Raw genomic sequence first — 17,927 nt, forward strand, 5'->3', positions numbered from 1 at the left:
CGGCGGTATCGTTTCGAACATGCTTTCGAGTGATGTGGTGCAGGCTTTCGCCTCGGTCAACACCGCCCTCGATGCGGTCATGGGACTCGACCTCACCGGCCTGGACGTCGCGGATCTCCTGCATCTGGCGGCGTTGACGGAGAAGGCCATTCGCCGGCACACGGTGGTGTCCCATGACGTGAGCCACCAACTCGGCCAACGTTCGGTCGGCGAGGTCGGCGGATCGTCAGCGAAAGTGCTGGCCGACTGGTTGCGGGTCTCGCCGGCCGAAGCGCGCCGGCGCGCACGCGTCACCGAACCCCTCGCCGACCGCACTACCCTGACCGGGGAAACACTGGCACCCCGCCAGCCCGCCACCGCCGAGGCGTGGCGGTCCGGGGATCTGGACGGCGAACACGTGCGCGTCATCCAGCGCTTCCTGGCCGACCTTCCGTTCGACGTCTCCGAGGCCGAACGCGAGAAGGCCGAGGCGTTCCTGGCCGAGCACGCGCGGCTGCTGCGGCCCGACCAGCTGGCCCGGCTCGCCGACCGGCTGGCCATCGAGCTGAACCCGGACGGCACGTTCAGCGATCAGGACCGGGCCCGCAAGCGCGGGTTCATCCTGGGCCGCCAGCGTCCTGACGGTATGACCGATGCCAGGCTCTGTGCCACCCCGGAACTGCGGGCGTATCTGGAAGCCCTGCTCGCCAAGTTCGGTGCCCCCGGGATGTGCAACCCGGCCGACCAGACCGCGGTCACCGACGGTGAGCCGGTTGCCGCTCAGGTCGCTGCCGACACCCGCACGGTCGCCCAACGCCACCACGACGCACTGATGGCGGTGCTGCGCTCCACGCTGGGAGATCCGAAGCTCGGGCAGCACCACGGCCTGCCCGTCACAGTCGTGGTTTCGGCGACGTTGCAGGAACTGCAGGAGCGCACGGGGCACGGTGTCACCGGTGGCGGTGCGCTGGTGCCGATGGAGGACGTCATCCGGATGGCCTCCCGCGCCTACCACTACCTGGCCCTGTTCGACGGGGTGAGCGGCCAGACGCTGTGGCTGGGCCGCTCCAAGCGGCTGGCTTCGGCAGACCAGCGAATTGTGTTGCACGCCAGGGATCGTGGCTGCACCGCGCCCGGCTGCACGGTGCCCGGTTACGGCTGTCAAGTGCACCATGCCGCCAAGGACTGGTCTGACGGCGGATCCACCAACGTCGACGAACTCGCTTTCGCCTGCCGGTGCGACAACCTGCTGGTGGAGAACGGTGGCTGGAACACCCGGAAACTTCCCAACGGCGACACCGAATGGACCCCGCCGCCGCACCTGCCACTGCCTGGCGGCACCAACACGTACCACCACCCGGAGCGCTTTCTCAGGAAACGCGAAGGACCGCGGCGGGAATGAATTCATGTCTGCGAGCACTTGAGGCAGGCATGACCTACACCCTGGCCGACGACGCCGCCCTGCTCCAGCCGATCACAATCGGCACGGTGACCGCGCGCAACCGGATCTTCATGGCGCCGCTGACCCGCAGCCGGGCCCAGGCCGACGGCACCCCCAGTGACCTGCAGGTCGAGTACTACGCCCAGCGGGCATCAGCTGGCCTGATCATCACCGAGGCCACCGCCGTCTCGCAGGCCGGCAACGGCGCCTACGTCAGCACCCCGGGCATCTACACCGATGCCCACGAGCGGCAGTGGGCCGAGGTCGCCGAGGCCGTGCACGATCGCGACGGACTGATCTTCATGCAGATCTGGCACGTCGGGCGAATGGCACACCCGGACATCAGCGGCACCGAATCGGTGGCGCCCTCGGCGATCGCGGCCGACATGCTCGCCCACACCCCGACGGGCAAGAAGCGGCTACCGGTGCCGCGGGCGCTGGAGACCGCCGAAATCCCCGGCATCGTGGCGCAATTCCGCGCAGCGGCCCGCCGCGCCGTCGACGCCGGGATGGACGGTGTTGAAATCCATTCCGCCAACGGCTATCTGCTGCACCAGTTCCTCGCCGACGCCACCAACCGGCGCACCGACCACTACGGCGGCTCGGCGCAGAACCGGGCGCGGCTGGCGGCCGAGGTGATCGAGGCGGTCGCCGAGGAGATCGGGCCCGACCGGGTCGGAGTGCGCATCTCGCCCGGCAACCATGCCGGTGACATCCACGAGATCGACACGCTGTCGGCCTATGAAGCTCTGCTGCAGCGGATTTCGTCGCTGGGCCTGGCCTACCTGCATGTGCTGATGGATCCCGACGCTGACGAGTTCGGGACCATCCGGGCGTTGTGGCCGGGAACTTTCGTGCTCAACACCGGCCGCGAGGTCGAGACCAGCTTCTGCCAGCTGGAGAATCTGGCCGACTGGGGAGTGATCAGCGCGGCGACCGTCGGCCGGGCCTTCCTGGCCAACCCCGATCTGATCGACCGGCTGCTGCTGGGTGCCGAACTCACCGAACCCGATGTGGCGACGTTCTATTCGCCGGGCCCGGTGGGCTACATCGACTACCCGACGCTGGCGCCGACCGCGTGAGCCGCCTTCTCGTGGCGGCGCTGCCGCTCGGCGGTCGCCAGGTAGAACGCCCAGGCGAAGGCAAAACTGGTGAACAGGCTGGAGACGAAGAACAGCCACGGCTTGCGGATGCCGCGCCGGTAGCCGTCAACGATGGTGAACAGCGGCAGCAGGATCACATTGCCGATGGTGTAGTCCTGACTGGCCGAGGCAGCCGCCGGATTGTCATAGCCCAAAGTGATGAATTGCCACCAGCTTCCGTTGCCGGTCAGCACATTGCCGCTGCCATCGGCGTACTGGTGGACGAACTTGATGTTGAAGTACCACCCCAATGCGATCGAGGCGATACCGGCCACGTAGTACGCCACTTCGAGGACACTGAGTGCCGGTCCGTTGGCGGGTCGTCGAAAGATGGTCGGGTTCGACTGAATGACCCAGGCGATCACGAGAACGGCGAGAACTGCGTGCACGATCAGCGTCATGGTTGGTCAATGTAGACCAACCAATCCGATGTTTTGTCAATTTTGACAAATCGTTGTGCGGTAGGTTGTCGTCCGTGATTCGGCCTGCTCAGACGGCTCGCAGTGAGCGCACCCGCGACGCGTTACGTCGCGCCGCGATGGTGCGGTTCCTGGCCCAGGGCGTCGAGGAAACCTCGGCCGAGCAGATCGCCGCCGATGCCGGGGTATCGCTGCGCACCTTCTACCGCCACTTCACCTCCAAACACGATCTGCTGTTCGCCGACTACGACGCCGGGCTGGAATGGTTCCGCGCCGCCCTGCACGCCCGCGCGCCCGGGGAACCGATCCTGGAATCCGTGCAGTCGGCCATCGATGCCTCACCGTATGACCCCGAGGCCGTCGCCCAGATCGCGGCACTGCGCGCCAAAGAACTCGACGCCGGCAGCATCGTCCGGCACACCCGCCAGGTGGAGGCCGAGTTCGCCGACGCCGTCGCCGAACAGATGTCCGCGGGCGCCGAGTCGGCCTCGGTCGACGAGCGGCTCTACATCATCGTCTCGGCCCGCTGTATCGCCGCGGCCGTGTTCGGCGCGATGGAGATGTGGATGACCGGCGATGACCAGTCGCTCGAAGAGCTGCAGCGGCTGTGCCGTGCCGCGCTCGCCCTGCTGCGGCCCGACGCCATCACCTAGCCGACCGTGGGCGGCCGGCCGCGCGTGGCATGCTGACCTCCATGCACGCATTTCGCGCCGCCGTGGAAGCCGGCGACTTCGATGCCCTGCCGGCCCTGTTCGCCGAGGACATCGTGTTCCGCAGTCCGATCGCGCACAAGCCGTATGAGGGTCGCGACACCGTCGGGGTGATCCTGCGCGCCGTCTCGCGGGTGTTCGCCGACCTCACCTACGTCCGCGAGATCGGCGCCGACGATGCGGCCGACCACGCCTTGGTGTTCACCGCCAAGGTGGGCGATCTCGACATCAACGGCTGCGACTTCCTGCACGTCGACGCCGACGGGCTCATCGACGAGTTCACTGTGATGCTGCGACCACTGCGGGCCGTCAACGCCTTCGCCGAGCGGATGAGCGAAGAATTCGCGAAAGAGATGCAGCGGTCCGGTCTTTCGGGCTGACACGGCGTGTGCTCCCACACTTGACCCGCCGGGCGGCGCACCATCGAACCCATGGCGCGGATCGGCGACGACTCCCTGATCGTTCGAGCCGTCCAGCGCCCCGACGCCACCTGGCTGGTCACCCTGCGCTACACCGTCTACTTCGAGCAGTCCGAGCTCGGGATGCGGTTCGACGACAGTGTCGCGGTGTGCGAGGACCACTTCGCGACGCCGGTGCCATTCGTCGCCTGCGGCAGTTCGGTGCTGCGCACCAAACGAGTGGTGGTCGACGATGATGCGATCGCCCGGGCCGGCGACGTTGAGGCCACGGTGTGCCTGCGCCGCCGCGGCGGTGCCGACGCCCTGACTTACTCTGCCCGGTTGCGCAGAATCTCAGCCCAGTCGCTGGGCACCCGCCCGCGCGGACCGGGCACCGTTTCATCGGCCGGCCGGCTCTCCGGCGGCGCCAGCCGCGGACCGTCGTAGTACTGGTTGTCCGTGTAGTTCCAGAACCAGTCCTCACCCGGTTCGAAGGACCGGATGATCGGGTGACCTGATTGGCGCCAGTGGGCCGCGGCGTGCCGCATCGGCGAGTCATCGCAGCAGCCGATGTGGCCGCACGCGGCGCAGCGCCGCAGATGCACCCACCAGCCGCCGGCGGCGTCGCACTCGACACATCCGGTGCCACTCGGGGGAACGGACGGGTCGACCGCGTCAGCCATGAAACCAGGCTACCGAGCGATCGAAAGACGTGAGATCGACCGCAGGGTCGTGCTTCCCCGCTGATCGCAGCCCTTGTGCAGATCTCGCGTGCGATCAGGTTGCAGGAACTATGGTCACGCCATGGCAGTCAACGATTCCCGTGAAGTGACCATCGAAGCGACACCCGAGGAGATCCTGGACGTCATCGCCGATGTCGAGTCGACACCGACCTGGTCGCCGCAGTACCAGAGTGCCGAGGTGCTCGATAGCTACGACAACGGCCGGCCCCGGCAGGTCAAGATGAAGATCAAGGCGGCCGGTCTGACCGACGAGCAGATCGTCGAGTACACCTGGACTGACAGCGGCGCCAGCTGGACCCTGGTCAAGGCTGGTCAGCTGCGCTCGCAGGATGCCTCTTACACACTGACCCCGGCCGGCGACAAAACCAAGGTCCGCTTCGAGATCACCGTCGACCCGTCGGTGCCGATCCCCGGCTTCCTGCTCAAGCGCACCATGAAGGGCGCGATGGAGACCGCCACCGACGGCCTGCGTAAGCAGGTCCTCAAGGTGAAGAAGGGCGGCTGAGTTAGCTTGGTCGCGTGACGAACACCGGACCCCTCGCCGGGGTGAGAGTCATCGAACTCGGTGGGATCGGGCCCGGCCCGCACGCCGGCATGATGCTGGCCGACCTGGGTGCCGATGTGGTGCGGGTGCGCCGCCCCAGCGGCGGGCTGGCCATGCCCGCCGAGGGGATCGACCTGTTCCACCGCGGCAAGCGGGTGGTCGACCTGGACATGAAATCGCAGCGCCAGGAAGTGCTCGATCTGGTGGCCAAGGCCGATGTCCTGCTGGACTGTTTCCGGCCCGGCACCTGCGAGCGACTGGGAATCGGGCCCGACGAGTGCGCGGCGGTCAACCCGCGGCTGGTCTTCGCCCGGATGACCGGCTGGGGGCAGCACGGTCCGCTGGCCTCGACGGCCGGCCACGACATCAACTATCTGTCGCAGACCGGGGCGCTGAACGCCATCGGCTACCGAGACCGGCCGCCGGTGGTGCCGCTGAACTTCGTCGCCGACTTCGGCGGCGGGTCGATGCTGGTGCTGCTGGGTATCGTCGCCGCGCTCTATGAGCGGGAGAAATCCGGCCGGGGGCAGGTGGTCGACGCCGCGATGGTCGACGGGGTCAGTCTGCTCGCGCAGGCGATGTGGACGATCAAGTCGACGGGCCGGGTGTCCGACGAGCGCGAGTCGTTCATGCTCGACGGGAGCTGCCCCTACTACCGCACATATGAGACATCCGACGGTAAGTACCTGGCGGTCGGGTCGATCGAACCGCAGTTCTTCGCTGAACTACTTGTGGGGCTGGGCTTTTCGGCGGACGAGGTGCCCGCCCAGTCCGATATCGCCGGGCGCGCGGAGATGACCCGGCTGTTCACCGAACGCTTCGCGAGCAAGACCCGCGACGAGTGGACGGCGATCTTCGCCGGTACCGACGCCTGCGTCACCCCGGTGCTGAGCTGGAGCGAGGCGGCGTCCAGCGCGCACCTGCGGGAGCGCGGCACCCTGGTCGACGTCGGCGGTACCACCCAGGCCGCCCCGGCCCCGCGGTTCTCCCGCAGCCAGGCCGGGCCGGTCGGCGCACCCCCGCAGGCTTCCACCGCTATCGACGATATCGGTTGGTAGCGAAGGCTTTTCGGCAAAATCCGTCGCAGCGCCGACCGCCTGGCTACTGTGGCCTGTGTGGCGGTTCGGGCATCGCGGGAGATCCTGATCGACGCCTCGCCGGAGGACATCCTCGACGCGCTGGCTGACGTCGAGGCCGTGCCGACGTGGTCGTCGGTGCACAAGCACGCCCACGTCGTGGACCGGTACCCCGACGGCCGCCCGCACCACGTCAAGGTGACCGTGAAGATCCTAGGGCTGATCGACCACGAGATGCTGGAGTACCACTGGGGCCGCGACTGGGTGGTGTGGGACGCCGACCGCACCGCCCAGCAGCACGCCCAGCACGTCGAGTACACGCTGCATCCCGAAGGCGGACAGACCAGGGTGCGCTTCGACATCACCATGGAGCCGTCGGCGCCGCTACCCGAGTTCCTCGTCAAGCGCGCCAAGAAGACGATCCTGACCGCCGCGACCGATGGCCTGCGCGCTCACGTCATCGGCGCAGCACGGCCAGCCTTCTGATCGCCTCGTCGAGCGTCTCGTGCCGTTTACAGAAGGCGAAGCGCACCAAGTGGTTCCACTGGTCGGCATGCCCGGAGTCCGGGTCGCAGAACGCCGACATGGGAATGGCCGCCACGCCGGCGCGGGTGGGCAGCTCGGCGCAGAATGACGCGCTGTCGGAAAACCCCAGCGGGCGGGGATCGGCACACAGAAAGTACGTGCCCGCGCTGTCGTGCACGGCGAAGCCGACGTCGGCCAGCGCGCCGGCGAGCAGATCGCGTTTGATCTGCAGTGAGTCCCGCAACCTGTCCACCCAGGCGTCCTCGACGTTCAGGGCATACGCCACCGCGGGCTGGAACGGCGCGCCGCCCACATAGGAGAGGTACTGCTTGGCGGCCCGCACGCCGGCGATGAGCTCGGGCGCCCCGCACGCCCAGCCGATCTTCCAGCCGGTGCAGTTGAACATCTTGGCCGCACTCGAGATCGTCACCGTGCGCTGCGCCATCCCGGGGTACGTCGCGATCGGCCGGTGCCGGGTGTCGTCGTAGACCAGGTGCTCATAGACCTCGTCGCTGATCACCAGCAGATCGGCCTCGACGGCGAGTTCGGCCAGCGCGCGCAGGTCGGCGTCCGAGAGCACCATGCCGGTCGGGTTGTGCGGCGAGTTCACGATCACCGCCCGGGTCCGCGGGGTGATGGCGGCTCGCAGCAGGTCGACGTCGAGGGCGAAGCCCCGGCCGTCGGGCACCAGCGGCACGGTGACCCGGTGGCTGCCGGCCATCGCGATCACCGGAGCGTAGGTGTCGAACGCCGGCTCGATCAGCAGCACGTCGGAGCCGGGCTCCACCAGGCCGAGCACCGAAGCGGCGATGGCCTCGGAGGCGCCGACGGTGATCAGCACCTCGGTCTCCGGGTCGAACTCCATGCCGTAGCGCCGCTTGCGCTGGGCGGCGACGGCTTCGCGCAGCGGCAGGATGCCCGGCCCGGGCGGGTACTGGTTGACCCCCTCGGCGATCGCCTTCTGGGCGGCTTCGAGCATGCCGACCGGGCCGTCCTCGTCAGGGAAGCCCTGGCCGAGGTTGACCGCGTCGAGGCGGGCGGCCAGTGCCGACATGGCGGCGAAGATATTGACCGCGTACGGCTGCAGCCGCTGAACCGTCACTTGATCAGCGTAATGACCCCCGAGTGTCACGCCAGCGTGACAGGCGGTGCCGAGCGTCACGCTGGTGTGACGCTCGGCGCTAGGTGGAACCGGAAAGCGCAGCTCAGACGCCCAACCAACAGGTTGGCCGAACCGGCTGTTAGGGTGCCACTACAGAGGTCTAGGCTCCCAAGAGCCGGACCCACACACTCCGAACAGGACAGAAGGGGCAACACACCATGTCCGAAGAAGCCTTCATCTACGAGGCCATCCGCACGCCTCGCGGCAAGCAGCGCGGTGGCGCGCTCACCGAGGTCAAGCCGCTGAGCCTGGTCGTCGGCTTGATCGAGGAACTGCGCTCGCGCTTCCCCGACCTCGACGAGAGCCTGATCAGCGACGTCATCCTCGGATGCGTCTCGCCGGTCGGCGACCAGGGCGGCGATATCGCCCGCACCGCGGTGCTGGCTGCCGGCATGCCCGACACCGTCGGCGGCGTGCAGCTCAACCGCTTCTGCGCCTCCGGCCTGGAGGCCGTCAACACCGCGGCCCAGAAGGTCCGTTCCGGCTGGGACGACCTGGTGATCGCCGGTGGTGTCGAGTCGATGAGCCGGGTCCCCATGGGTTCCGACGGCGGCGCGATGTTCACCGACGTCCCGTTCACCTTCGACAACTACATCGCCCCTCAGGGCATCGGTGCCGACCTGATCGCCACCATCGAGGGCTTCTCCCGTGAGGACGTCGACGCCTACGCCGCGCAGTCCCAGGAGCGCGCCGCCGCGGCCTGGTCCGGTGGCTACTTCGCCAAGTCCGTGGTCCCGGTGAAGGACCAGAACGGCCTGGTCATCCTCGACCACGACGAGCACATGCGCCCCGGCACCACCGTGGAGAGCCTCGGCAAGCTCAAGCCCGCCTTCGAGGGCCTGGCCGCGATGGCCGGCTTCGACGATGTGGCGCTGCAGAAGTACCACTGGCTGGAGAAGATCAACCACGTCCACACCGGCGGCAACAGCTCCGGCATCGTCGACGGCGCCGCCCTGGTGCTGATCGGTTCCGAAAGTGCCGGCAAGTCGCAGGGCCTGACCCCGCGCGCCCGCGTCGTGGCCACCGCCACCACCGGTGCCGACGCCACCATCATGCTGACCGGCCCCACCCCGGCCACCGAGAAGGTCCTGGCGCGCGCCGGCCTGACGGTCGACGACATCGACCTCTTCGAGCTCAACGAGGCGTTCGCGTCGGTGGTGCTGAAGTTCCAGAAGGACCTCAACATCCCCAACGAGAAGCTCAACGTCAACGGCGGTGCGATCGCCATGGGCCACCCGCTGGGTGCCACCGGCGCGATGATCACCGGAACCATGGTCGACGAGCTGGAGCGCCGCGGCGCCAAGCGCGCGCTGATCACACTGTGCATCGGCGGCGGCATGGGCGTGGCCACCATCATCGAGCGCGTCTGACCGAGCGCCAGGAACCTAGAGCAGAGAGTTAGAAGAAAAGCTATGGCAGAGAACACCATCCAGTGGGACAAGGATGCCGACGGCATCGTCACGCTGACGCTGGACGACCCGACCGGTTCGGCCAACGTGATGAACGAGCACTACAAGGAATCCATGCACAAGGCCGTCGAGCGCCTTGTCGCCGAAAAGGATTCGATCACCGGCGTGGTGATCACCAGCGGCAAGAAGACCTTCTTCGCCGGTGGCGACCTGAAGAGCATGATCAACGCCGGTCCCGAGAACGCCGGTGAGATCTTCGACGAGGTCGAGGACATCAAGCGCGACCTGCGCACCCTGGAGACCTTCGGTAAGCCGGTCGTCGCCGCCATCAACGGCGCCGCCCTCGGCGGTGGCCTGGAGATCGCGCTGGCCACCCACCACCGGATCGTCGCCGACGTCAAGGGTGTCCAGATCGGCCTGCCCGAGGTCACCCTGGGCCTGCTGCCCGGTGGCGGTGGCGTGGCCCGCACCGTCCGGATGCTCGGTATCCAGAACGCGTTCGTCAACGTCCTGAGCCAGGGCACCCGGTTCAAGCCGGCCGCCGCCAAGGACAACGGCCTGGTCGACGAACTGGTCTCCAGCGTCGAGGAATTGGTGCCCGCCGCCAAGGCCTGGATCAAGGCCAACCCCGATGCGCACGTCCAGCCGTGGGATGCCAAGGGCTACAAGATGCCCGGTGGCACCCCGAGCAGCCCGGCGCTGGCCGCGATCCTGCCGTCGTTCCCGTCGCTGCTGCGCAAGCAGCTCAAGGGTGCGCCGATGCCGGCTCCGCGCAACATCCTGGCCGCCGCCATCGAAGGCGCCCAGGTCGACTTCGATCTGGCCACCCGCATCGAGAGCCGCTACTTCACCGAGCTGGTCACCGGCCCGATCGCCAAGAACATGATCCAGGCGTTCTTCTTCGACCTGCAGACCATCAACTCCGGTGGTTCGCGGCCCGAGGGGATCGGCAAGACCCCGATCACCAAGATCGGTGTGCTCGGCGCGGGTATGATGGGCGCGGGCATCGCCTACGTCTCGGCCAAGGCCGGTTTCGAGGTCGTGCTCAAGGACGTCACCATCGAGGCGGCGCAGCGGGGCAAGGGCTACTCCGAGAAGCTGGAGGCCAAGGCCCTCGAGCGCGGCAAGACCTCCAAGGAGCGCTCGGATGCGCTGCTGGCCCGGATCACCCCGACCGCCGATGCCGCCGACTTCGCCGGTGTCGACTTCGTGATCGAAGCCGTCTTCGAGTCGGTCGAGCTGAAGCACAAGGTGTTCCAGGAGATCGAGGACATCGTCGAGCCCAACGCGCTGCTGGGATCGAACACCTCGACGCTGCCGATCACCGAGCTGGCGACCGGCGTGAAGCGTCAGGACGATTTCATCGGCATCCACTTCTTCTCCCCGGTCGACAAGATGCCGCTGGTGGAGATCATCAAGGGCGAGAAGACCTCTGACGAGGCGCTGGCCCGGGTGTTCGACTACACGCTGGCCATCGGCAAGACCCCGATCGTGGTCAACGACAGCCGCGGTTTCTACACCAGCCGCGTCATCGGCACCTTCGTCAACGAGGCGCTGGCCATGCTCGGCGAGGGTGTCGAGCCGGCATCGATCGAGCACGCGGGTTCGCAGGCCGGCTACCCGGCCCCGCCGCTGCAGCTGTCCGACGAGCTCAACCTGGAGCTGATGCACAAGATCGCCGTCGCCACCCGCAAGGGTGTCGAGGACGCGGGCGGCACCTACACCGGGCATCCGGCCGAGGCTGTCGTCGAGAAGATGATCGAGATCGGGCGTCCGTCGCGGCTGTCCGGTGCCGGCTTCTACGAATACGTCGACGGCAAGCGGACCCGGCTGTGGCCCGGCCTGCGGGAGACGTTCAACTCCGGCAGCTCGCAGATTCCGTTGCAGGACATGATCGATCGCATGCTGTTCGCCGAGGCGCTGGAAACCCAGAAGTGCTTTGACGAGGGCGTGATCACCACGACGGCCGACGCCAACATCGGCTCGATCATGGGCATCGGCTTCCCGCCGTGGACCGGTGGCGCCGCGCAGCTGATCACCGGCTACCCGCATGGTGGTAAGGCCGGGTTCGTCGCGCGGGCCAAGGAGCTGGCGGCCAAGTACGGCGACCGCTTCAACCCGCCGGCTTCGCTGGAGAGCTAAGCCGCAGTCGCAGAAGTCCCCGAGACGGCCACCGTCTCGGGGACTTCTGCGTTACGCCACCCGGATCGGGTTAGCGTAGGCGCCATGAGCGACGGCGCCCCCACCTTCTGCCGCGCGCTCGCCGCCAGCCTGACCCGCTACCGGGACAAGCCCTGCATCGAGTTCGACGGCCGCTGGCTGGACGGCGACGAGGTCAGCGACTACGTCGACGGTATCGACGCGGCGCTGCGCGAGGCGGGCGTGGCCGAGGGTGCCACGGTCGCGGTGGTGGCCCGCAACCGCCCGCCGCTCGCTGCCGCGGTGGTGGGCCTGCTCGCCGACGGTCGCTGGGTCTCGATGATCTACTCCTACCAATCACCTGAGGGCATCGGCCGCGATATCGACGGGCTGCGCCCAGCCGCGGTCGTCGCCGACCGGGAGGACTGGACGGCGCCGGTGATCGAGGCGGCGGCCCGCGCCGGTGTCGCCGGAATCGCCGTCTCGCTTGAACCGCCGGCCGTCGAGTTGGTCGCCGGTCTCGGGCACGTGTCGCCGGAGCTGGCGGCCGCCGGGCGGGACGGGTCGGCCGGGTTGCGGGTGCTCACCAGCGGGACCACCGGAGCGCCCAAGCGCCACGACATTCCGGCATCGGTCCTGGAGCACACCGTCTACAGTGTCGCCGGGGCGGGTGCGTCAGCCGACGAGCCACCCGAGCTGATGTACTGGCCACTGGGCGGGATCGGCGGTGTCTGCCAACTGATCACCGGTGCCTACCTTGGCAAGCGGATCGCCCTGCTGGAGAAGTTCTCGGTGCCCGAGTGGGTCCGGGTCGTGAAGGGCTACGGCATCCGGCGTGGTGCCCTGCAACCCGCCGCGGTGCGGATGCTGGTGGAGGCCGACCTGCCGCCCGAGGATCTCGCCAGCCTGGAGTACGTGGTGAGCGCTGCGGGCCCGCTGGACGCCGAGACCCGCGACGCCTTCGAGCAACGCTACCGAATCCCGGTTCTACTGGCCTATGGCGCAACAGAATTCGCCGGCTCGGTGTGTGCCTGGACACCGGAGCTCTACCGTGAGTTCGGTGCGGCTAAGCGTGCCAGTTCCGGCCGGGTGCTGCCCGACACCGAGGTACGCATCATCGACCCGGACACCGGCAGGCGGGTCCCGACCGAGCGCCACGGCGTCCTGGAAGCACGGATCGCCACCATCAGTCCGGACTGGATCCGGACCAGCGACCTCGCCTCGATCGACGCCGACGGCTTCATCACCCTGCACGGCCGCGCCGATGGTGCCATCAACCGCGGCGGCTTCAAAGTGCTGCCGGAAACCGTTCGGCGAGTGCTGGTTTCGCACCCCGGGGTCCGCGACGCCGCGGTGGTCGGCGTGCCCGACCGCAGGCTCGGGGAGGTGCCGTTCGCCGCCGTCGAAACCGTGCCGGACGCCGCACCGTCGGCCGACGAACTCATCGCACTGGTGCGCGGTGAGCTGCCCAAGCACTGCGTGCCGGTCGCCATCGCCGTGGTCGACGAACTGCCCCGCACCCCCTCGCTCAAAGTCAGCCTTCGCGACGTCGCGGCCCTGTACGTCAGCCCCTGAAAGGGTGACGATGAAGCGATGACCCCGTTGTGTCATCTGCCCGCCCATGACCTGGTGCGCCTGATATCGGCTCGCGAGGTGTCCTGTCGCGAGGTGGTGCAGGCTCACCTGGACCGCATCGACGCGGTCAACCCGGCGCTCAATGCGCTCGTGGTCGCCGCCGACCCGCAGACGTCCCTGGCCGCGGCCGACGAGGCCGACGCGCGGGTCGCCGCGGGCGCTCCGTTGGGCCGGCTGCACGGGGTTCCGGTCGTGGTCAAGGACGTGATGACGGTAGCCGGACTGGCCTGCTCCGGTGGGGTGGCACCGTTGCGGGCGGTGGCCTCCGTCGACGCCACGGCGGTCGCCCGTCTTCGTGCCGAGGGAGCCATCGTGCTCGGCCTGACGAATGTTCCGGAGATGGGCCGGGGTGGGGAAACCAACAACACTCTCTACGGCCGAACCAACAATCCGTTCGATCTGTCCAGGACCCCAGGCGGCTCCAGCGGTGGGTCGGCCGCACTGGTCAGCGCCGGCGGTGCCGCCCTCAGCGTCGGGTCCGACGGCGGCGGCAGTATCCGTCAGCCCGCCCACAACACCGGGATCGCCGGCCTCAAGCCCACGCACGGTCGGATACCCCGCACCGGCGCCGTCTTCGGGGACGCGCCAGGGATCTTCGGGCCGTTCAACTGCTATGGGCCGCTTGCCCGTTCGGTCACCGACCTGTACCTGGGGCTGGCGGTGATGGCAGGACCCGACCAGCGCGACCCCTACGCCGCCCCGGCGCCCCTGGGTTCACCCGACGAGATCGACGTCGCTTCACTGCGGGTGGCCACCTACCTTGATGACGGGACCTCGGCACCCAACGGCGATGTCAGCGCTGTCGTCACCGCGGCTGCCCGGGCCCTTGCCGACAGCGGTGCCGCCGTCACCGACGCGCGCCCGGACTGTCTGGGCCAGACCATGAACCTGCTGTGGCGATCGGTCTTCCTCGGCGGCGACCGCGGGCAGGGCTTCCAGGCTGACCTCGCGGCGATCGGCGTCACCGAGCCGTCCGAGGAACTCGCCGAATTCCTGCGCCAGGCGGGCACTGTCGAGTTCAGCCTGACCGACGCGCGCCAGCGGCTGGCCGATATCGATGCCTACCGCATCCGCATGCTGGAATTCATGGACGACTTTGACGTCATCGTCGGTCCCGCCATGCCGGCCGCCGCCAAACCACACCACCACGGGCTGGTGGAGATCGACGACTTCTCCCACCTGATGGTGCACAACCTGACCGGCTGGCCCGCCGTCGTCGTGCGGTGCGGTACATCGGGTGACGGCCTCCCGATCGGAGTTCAGATCGCGGCCCGGCCGTGGCATGACACCACGGCGCTGGCCGTGGCCGGCCATCTCGAATCCGTCTTCGGCGGGTGGCAGCCTCCGCCTTTGGTGCTCAGCTCAGAGTGACCCGAGGTCGGACGACAGCCAGTGCTGCGGCCGCAGATAGATCGCGATCTGCTCGCCGTGCTCACGGCGGGCATAGTCGAGATAGGCGTCGACCTTCTCCGGCGGCAGATAGCGCCGGGTCATCTCGACGAGCTGCTCGTCGGTGGCCGGCTCGATCCGGCTGACCCGGCGGGCATAGTCGAGATAGGCGTCGACCTTCTCCGGCGGCAGATAGCGCCGGGTCATCTCGACGAGCTGCTCGTCGGTGGCCGGCTCGATCCGGCTGACCGGCCCGTCCACGGCGACATAGCGCACCGAGGGTTCGACCCGCTCCGCCATCAACGCGAAGTACCCGGCCGCCTCGATCAGCCGGGCCTTGCGCGAGCCCGGGCTGGTGAGCACCCACGGCTCGCCGCCGGGCGCGTACTGGTACCACATCGGGACCGTCAGGGGGCCGCGGCCTTCGCCCGCCGATACCGACAACGCACCGATATGTGGCTCGGCGAGAAACTGTTCACGTTCGTCCTGGGAAAGTGCCATATTCGCCAGGCTAACCGCGACGGCTGATCAGGCGGCGCCCGTAGAGTCGATGCCATGCGCTTCGGACTCTTCATCCCCCAGGGCTGGCGGCTCGACCTCGTCGGCATTCCCACTGAAAACCACTGGCAGGTAATGAGCGAGCTGGCCACCCATGCCGACAACGGCCCGTGGGACTCGCTGTGGGTGTACGACCACTTCCACACCGTTCCGCTGCCCACCGACGAGGCCACCCACGAGGCATGGACGCTGATGGCCGCCTACGCCGCCACCACCTCACGGATCAAGCTCGGCCAGATGTGTACGGCGATCAGCTACCGCAACCCGGCCTATCTGGCCAAGGTGGCCGCCACCACCGACATCATCTCCGGTGGCCGGGTGCAGATGGGGATCGGCGGCGGCTGGTACGAGCACGAATGGCGGGCCTACGGTTACGGGTTCCCGTCCGCCGGGGTGCGGCTGGGCCGCCTCGATGAGGGTGTCCAGATCATGCGCGACGCCTGGCGTGACGGGCGGGTGAGCTTCGACGGCAAGCACTATCAGGTCGACGGGGCGATTGTGGCACCGAAGCCGTTGCAGCAGGACGGAATTCCGCTGTGGATCGCCGGCGGCGGCGAGAAGGTGACGCTGAAGATCGCCGCGAAGTACGCCCAGTACACCAACTTCACCTCCGAACCTGACGGCTTCAAGAGCAAGTCCGACATTCTGGCCGGACATTGCCGTGAGGTCGGCACCGACTTCGACGCGATCGTGCGCTCGGCGAACGTCAACGCGATCCTGGGCACCAGTGAGGCCGACGTCGCCGCGCGCATCACGCGGGTCCGTGACCGGCTGGCCGGCGTCTGCGGGGACGGGGCGGCCGACGCGATGCTGTCGATGTTCAGTGCGCCCGGCTCGGCGGCCGGCACTCCCGAGCAGGTGGTGGCGAGCCTGACGAATCTGCGCGATCTGGGCTGTGAGTACGTCATCTGCTACTTCCCCGAGGCGGCCTACGACCGCTCCGGCATCGAGCTCTTCGAGCGTGAGGTGATCCCCGCGCTTGCCTGAGAAGCGCATGCACGCAAATGAGAATGGGGTTTCCATCTGGCGCTAACTGTGTTGTACGATCCGCCTACCGAGTTAACGGAGGATCGCGCTATGCAGAAGGCCCTGGCCCCGGAAATCTCCACATGGCCGGAGGAGAACCCGCAGCTCATCGGCAGTAAATGTGCCAGTTGCGACGCGGTTGTCTTCCCCCGCCAGGATCGCTGCCCGAAGTGCAGCGCCGGCGACACGGTCGAGGTCAAGCTGCCCCGGCGGGGCACGCTGGTGGCCTGGACGACGCAGGGCTTTCCGCCCGGGGCGCCCTACATCGGACCCACCGGCAAGGACTTCGTCCCCTTCGGTGTCGGTCTGGTCCAGCTAGGCGATCTGGTGCGTGTCGAGGGTCGGCTGACCGAGAACGACCCGGCCAAGCTCCAGTGGGGGATGGACGTCGAACTGACCATGATCCCGTTCGCCACCGACGCCGACGGCAACGAGATCGTCACCTTCGCCTTCCAGCCGGCCTGAGTCGAGAGGACTTCCTGTCATGACCAATGACGTCGCCATCATCGGGGTCGGCCTGCACCCGTTCGGCCGGTTCGAGAAGACCGCTATGCAGATGGGCGCCGAGGCGATCCAGGCCGCACTGACCGACGCCGGAGTGCAGTGGAAGGACATCCAGTTCGGCTTCGGCGGCAGCTACGAGGTGTCCAACCCCGACGCGGTGACCCGCCTGGTCGGCCTGACCGGCATCACGTTCACCAACGTGTTCAACGCGTGCGCCACCTCGGCCAGTGCCATCCAGCAGACCGCCGACACCATCCGGCTGGGCAAGTACGACATCGGTATCGCCATCGGGCTGGACAAGCATCCGCGCGGTGCGTTCACCGACGATCCGGCCAAGCTCGCGCTGCCGCAGTGGTATGCCCAGAACGGACAGTTCGTCACCACCAAGTTCTTCGGCATCAAGGCCAACCGGTACATCCACGACCACAACATCTCCGAGGAGACGCTGGCGCGGGTGGCCAACAAGAACTTCCGCAACGGTGTGCTGAACCCGAATGCGTTCCGCCGCAAGGAGATCTCGGTGGAGGAGATCATGGCCTCGCCGGTGCTGAACTATCCGCTGCGGCAGTACATGTTCTGCGCCCCGGACGAGGGCGCGGCCGCGGTCATCATGTGCCGCGCCGACATCGCCCACCGTTACACCGACAAGCCGGTTTATGTGCGGGCCAGCGAGATCCGCACCCGCACTTTTGGCGCCTACGAGGTGCACGGCACGTCGGCACCGCTGGACGAGGACGTGTCACCGACCGTATACGCCGCCAAGGCCGCCTACGAGGCGGCGGGGATCGGCCCGGAGGATGTCGACATCGCCCAGCTGCAGGACACCGACGCCGGGGCGGAGGTCATCCACATGGCCGAGACCGGTCTGTGCGCTGACGGCGAGCAGGAGAAGCTGCTGGCCGACGGTGCCACCGAGATCCACGGCTCGCTGCCGATCAACACCGACGGCGGCCTGATCGCCAACGGTGAGCCGATCGGGGCGTCCGGTCTGCGCCAGATGCACGAGCTGGTGCGTCAGCTGCGTGGTGAGGCCGGCGAGCGTCAGGTGCCCGGAAGTCCGCGGGTCGGGCTGGCGCAGGTGTACGGCGCGCCCGGAACCGCTTCGGCCACAATCCTTTCGCTGTAGCC

Annotated in this window: 19 protein-coding genes; 15 read left to right on the top strand and 4 right to left on the bottom strand. The window is 68.0% G+C overall.

Going from position 1 to position 17,927, the window contains the following annotated elements; all coding sequences use genetic code 11:
• Window positions 1–19 precede the first annotated feature (19 nt).
• Window positions 20–1,381: an HNH endonuclease signature motif containing protein gene (locus BN3385_RS11110; protein WP_156432720.1), complete on the top strand. Its 1,362-nt coding sequence runs from the start codon at window positions 20–22 to the stop codon at window positions 1,379–1,381.
• 29 nt (window positions 1,382–1,410) lie between these two features.
• On the top strand, window positions 1,411–2,502 hold the full coding sequence (locus BN3385_RS11115) for an alkene reductase (protein WP_059016838.1): 1,092 nt from the start codon (window positions 1,411–1,413) through the stop codon (window positions 2,500–2,502).
• Here BN3385_RS11115 and BN3385_RS11120 read toward each other — a convergent pair.
• A complete protein-coding gene (locus BN3385_RS11120; RefSeq protein WP_059016839.1) occupies window positions 2,475–2,963 on the bottom strand; it encodes a DUF2834 domain-containing protein in 489 nt (162 codons plus the stop codon). The genes BN3385_RS11115 and BN3385_RS11120 overlap by 28 nt on opposite strands.
• Window positions 2,964–3,037: 74 nt before the next feature.
• Here BN3385_RS11120 and BN3385_RS11125 point away from each other — a divergent pair, with 74 nt between their 5' ends.
• The 3 genes from BN3385_RS11125 to BN3385_RS28095 are packed head-to-tail and all read left to right on the top strand — an operon-like array spanning window position 3,038 to window position 4,536.
• The gene (locus tag BN3385_RS11125; RefSeq protein WP_059016840.1) at window positions 3,038–3,634 is read left to right on the top strand and encodes a TetR/AcrR family transcriptional regulator; all 597 of its coding nucleotides are present in this window, start codon (window positions 3,038–3,040) and stop codon (window positions 3,632–3,634) included.
• Window positions 3,635–3,675: 41 nt separating this feature from the next.
• Window positions 3,676–4,071: a nuclear transport factor 2 family protein gene (locus tag BN3385_RS11130; protein WP_059021811.1), complete on the top strand. Its 396-nt coding sequence runs from the start codon at window positions 3,676–3,678 to the stop codon at window positions 4,069–4,071.
• Window positions 4,072–4,122: 51 nt separating this feature from the next.
• Window positions 4,123–4,536: a hypothetical protein gene (locus BN3385_RS28095; protein WP_059016841.1), complete on the top strand. Its 414-nt coding sequence runs from the start codon at window positions 4,123–4,125 to the stop codon at window positions 4,534–4,536.
• Here the strand turns inward: BN3385_RS28095 and BN3385_RS27580 are convergent.
• Window positions 4,419–4,772, bottom strand: coding sequence for a UBP-type zinc finger domain-containing protein (locus BN3385_RS27580; RefSeq protein WP_082690427.1), 354 nt, complete (start codon window positions 4,770–4,772; stop codon window positions 4,419–4,421). The two genes, BN3385_RS28095 and BN3385_RS27580, sit on opposite strands and share 118 nt — an antisense overlap.
• A gap of 121 nt (window positions 4,773–4,893) precedes the next feature.
• Between BN3385_RS27580 and BN3385_RS11140 the strand changes: the two genes are divergently transcribed.
• Genes BN3385_RS11140 through BN3385_RS11150 form a run of 3 tightly spaced genes read left to right on the top strand, consistent with a single transcriptional unit; the run spans window position 4,894 to window position 6,938 of the window.
• Window positions 4,894–5,337, top strand: coding sequence for an SRPBCC family protein (locus BN3385_RS11140; protein WP_059016842.1), 444 nt, complete (start codon window positions 4,894–4,896; stop codon window positions 5,335–5,337).
• Window positions 5,338–5,351: 14 nt separating this feature from the next.
• Entirely contained in the window at window positions 5,352–6,434 is a 1,083-nt protein-coding gene (locus BN3385_RS11145; RefSeq protein WP_059016843.1) for a CaiB/BaiF CoA transferase family protein, read from the top strand.
• A 57-nt stretch (window positions 6,435–6,491) separates the two neighbouring features.
• Entirely contained in the window at window positions 6,492–6,938 is a 447-nt protein-coding gene (locus tag BN3385_RS11150; protein WP_059016844.1) for an SRPBCC family protein, read from the top strand.
• Here BN3385_RS11150 and BN3385_RS11155 read toward each other — a convergent pair.
• Window positions 6,910–8,079, bottom strand: a complete 1,170-nt coding sequence (locus tag BN3385_RS11155) for a pyridoxal phosphate-dependent aminotransferase (RefSeq protein WP_059016845.1) — start codon at window positions 8,077–8,079, stop codon at window positions 6,910–6,912. The two genes, BN3385_RS11150 and BN3385_RS11155, sit on opposite strands and share 29 nt — an antisense overlap.
• Before the next feature lie 218 nt (window positions 8,080–8,297).
• Here BN3385_RS11155 and BN3385_RS11160 point away from each other — a divergent pair, with 218 nt between their 5' ends.
• The 4 genes from BN3385_RS11160 (at window position 8,298) to BN3385_RS11175 (ending at window position 14,693) form a co-directional block, all read left to right on the top strand.
• A complete protein-coding gene (locus tag BN3385_RS11160) occupies window positions 8,298–9,509 on the top strand; it encodes an acetyl-CoA C-acetyltransferase (RefSeq protein WP_059016846.1) in 1,212 nt (403 codons plus the stop codon).
• Between the two features lie 42 nt (window positions 9,510–9,551).
• Window positions 9,552–11,690: a 3-hydroxyacyl-CoA dehydrogenase NAD-binding domain-containing protein gene (locus BN3385_RS11165; protein ID WP_059016847.1), complete on the top strand. Its 2,139-nt coding sequence runs from the start codon at window positions 9,552–9,554 to the stop codon at window positions 11,688–11,690.
• Window positions 11,691–11,774: 84 nt separating this feature from the next.
• Entirely contained in the window at window positions 11,775–13,262 is a 1,488-nt protein-coding gene (locus BN3385_RS11170) for a class I adenylate-forming enzyme family protein (RefSeq protein ID WP_059016848.1), read from the top strand.
• Window positions 13,263–13,280: 18 nt separating this feature from the next.
• Window positions 13,281–14,693 (top strand): amidase, encoded by a 1,413-nt coding sequence (locus BN3385_RS11175; protein WP_059016849.1) that lies wholly within the window; start codon window positions 13,281–13,283, stop codon window positions 14,691–14,693.
• Here BN3385_RS11175 and BN3385_RS11180 read toward each other — a convergent pair.
• A complete protein-coding gene (locus BN3385_RS11180) occupies window positions 14,685–15,212 on the bottom strand; it encodes a pyridoxamine 5'-phosphate oxidase family protein (protein WP_059016850.1) in 528 nt (175 codons plus the stop codon). The two genes, BN3385_RS11175 and BN3385_RS11180, sit on opposite strands and share 9 nt — an antisense overlap.
• A 54-nt stretch (window positions 15,213–15,266) precedes the next feature.
• On the opposite strand from BN3385_RS11180, the gene BN3385_RS11185 reads away from it, so the two are divergent.
• The 3 genes from BN3385_RS11185 to BN3385_RS11195 all read left to right on the top strand — a co-directional run bounded on the left by BN3385_RS11185 (window position 15,267) and on the right by BN3385_RS11195 (window position 17,925).
• Window positions 15,267–16,256 (top strand): LLM class F420-dependent oxidoreductase, encoded by a 990-nt coding sequence (locus BN3385_RS11185; RefSeq protein WP_059016851.1) that lies wholly within the window; start codon window positions 15,267–15,269, stop codon window positions 16,254–16,256.
• A gap of 90 nt (window positions 16,257–16,346) precedes the next feature.
• Window positions 16,347–16,760, top strand: a complete 414-nt coding sequence (locus tag BN3385_RS11190; protein WP_059016852.1) for a Zn-ribbon domain-containing OB-fold protein — start codon at window positions 16,347–16,349, stop codon at window positions 16,758–16,760.
• A 19-nt stretch (window positions 16,761–16,779) separates the two neighbouring features.
• Window positions 16,780–17,925, top strand: a complete 1,146-nt coding sequence (locus BN3385_RS11195) for a thiolase family protein (protein WP_059016853.1) — start codon at window positions 16,780–16,782, stop codon at window positions 17,923–17,925.
• Window positions 17,926–17,927 lie beyond the last annotated feature (2 nt).

Origin of the sequence: Mycobacterium sp. M26, assembly GCF_001494595.1 — a bacterium.
GTDB lineage: Bacteria > Actinomycetota > Actinomycetes > Mycobacteriales > Mycobacteriaceae > Mycobacterium.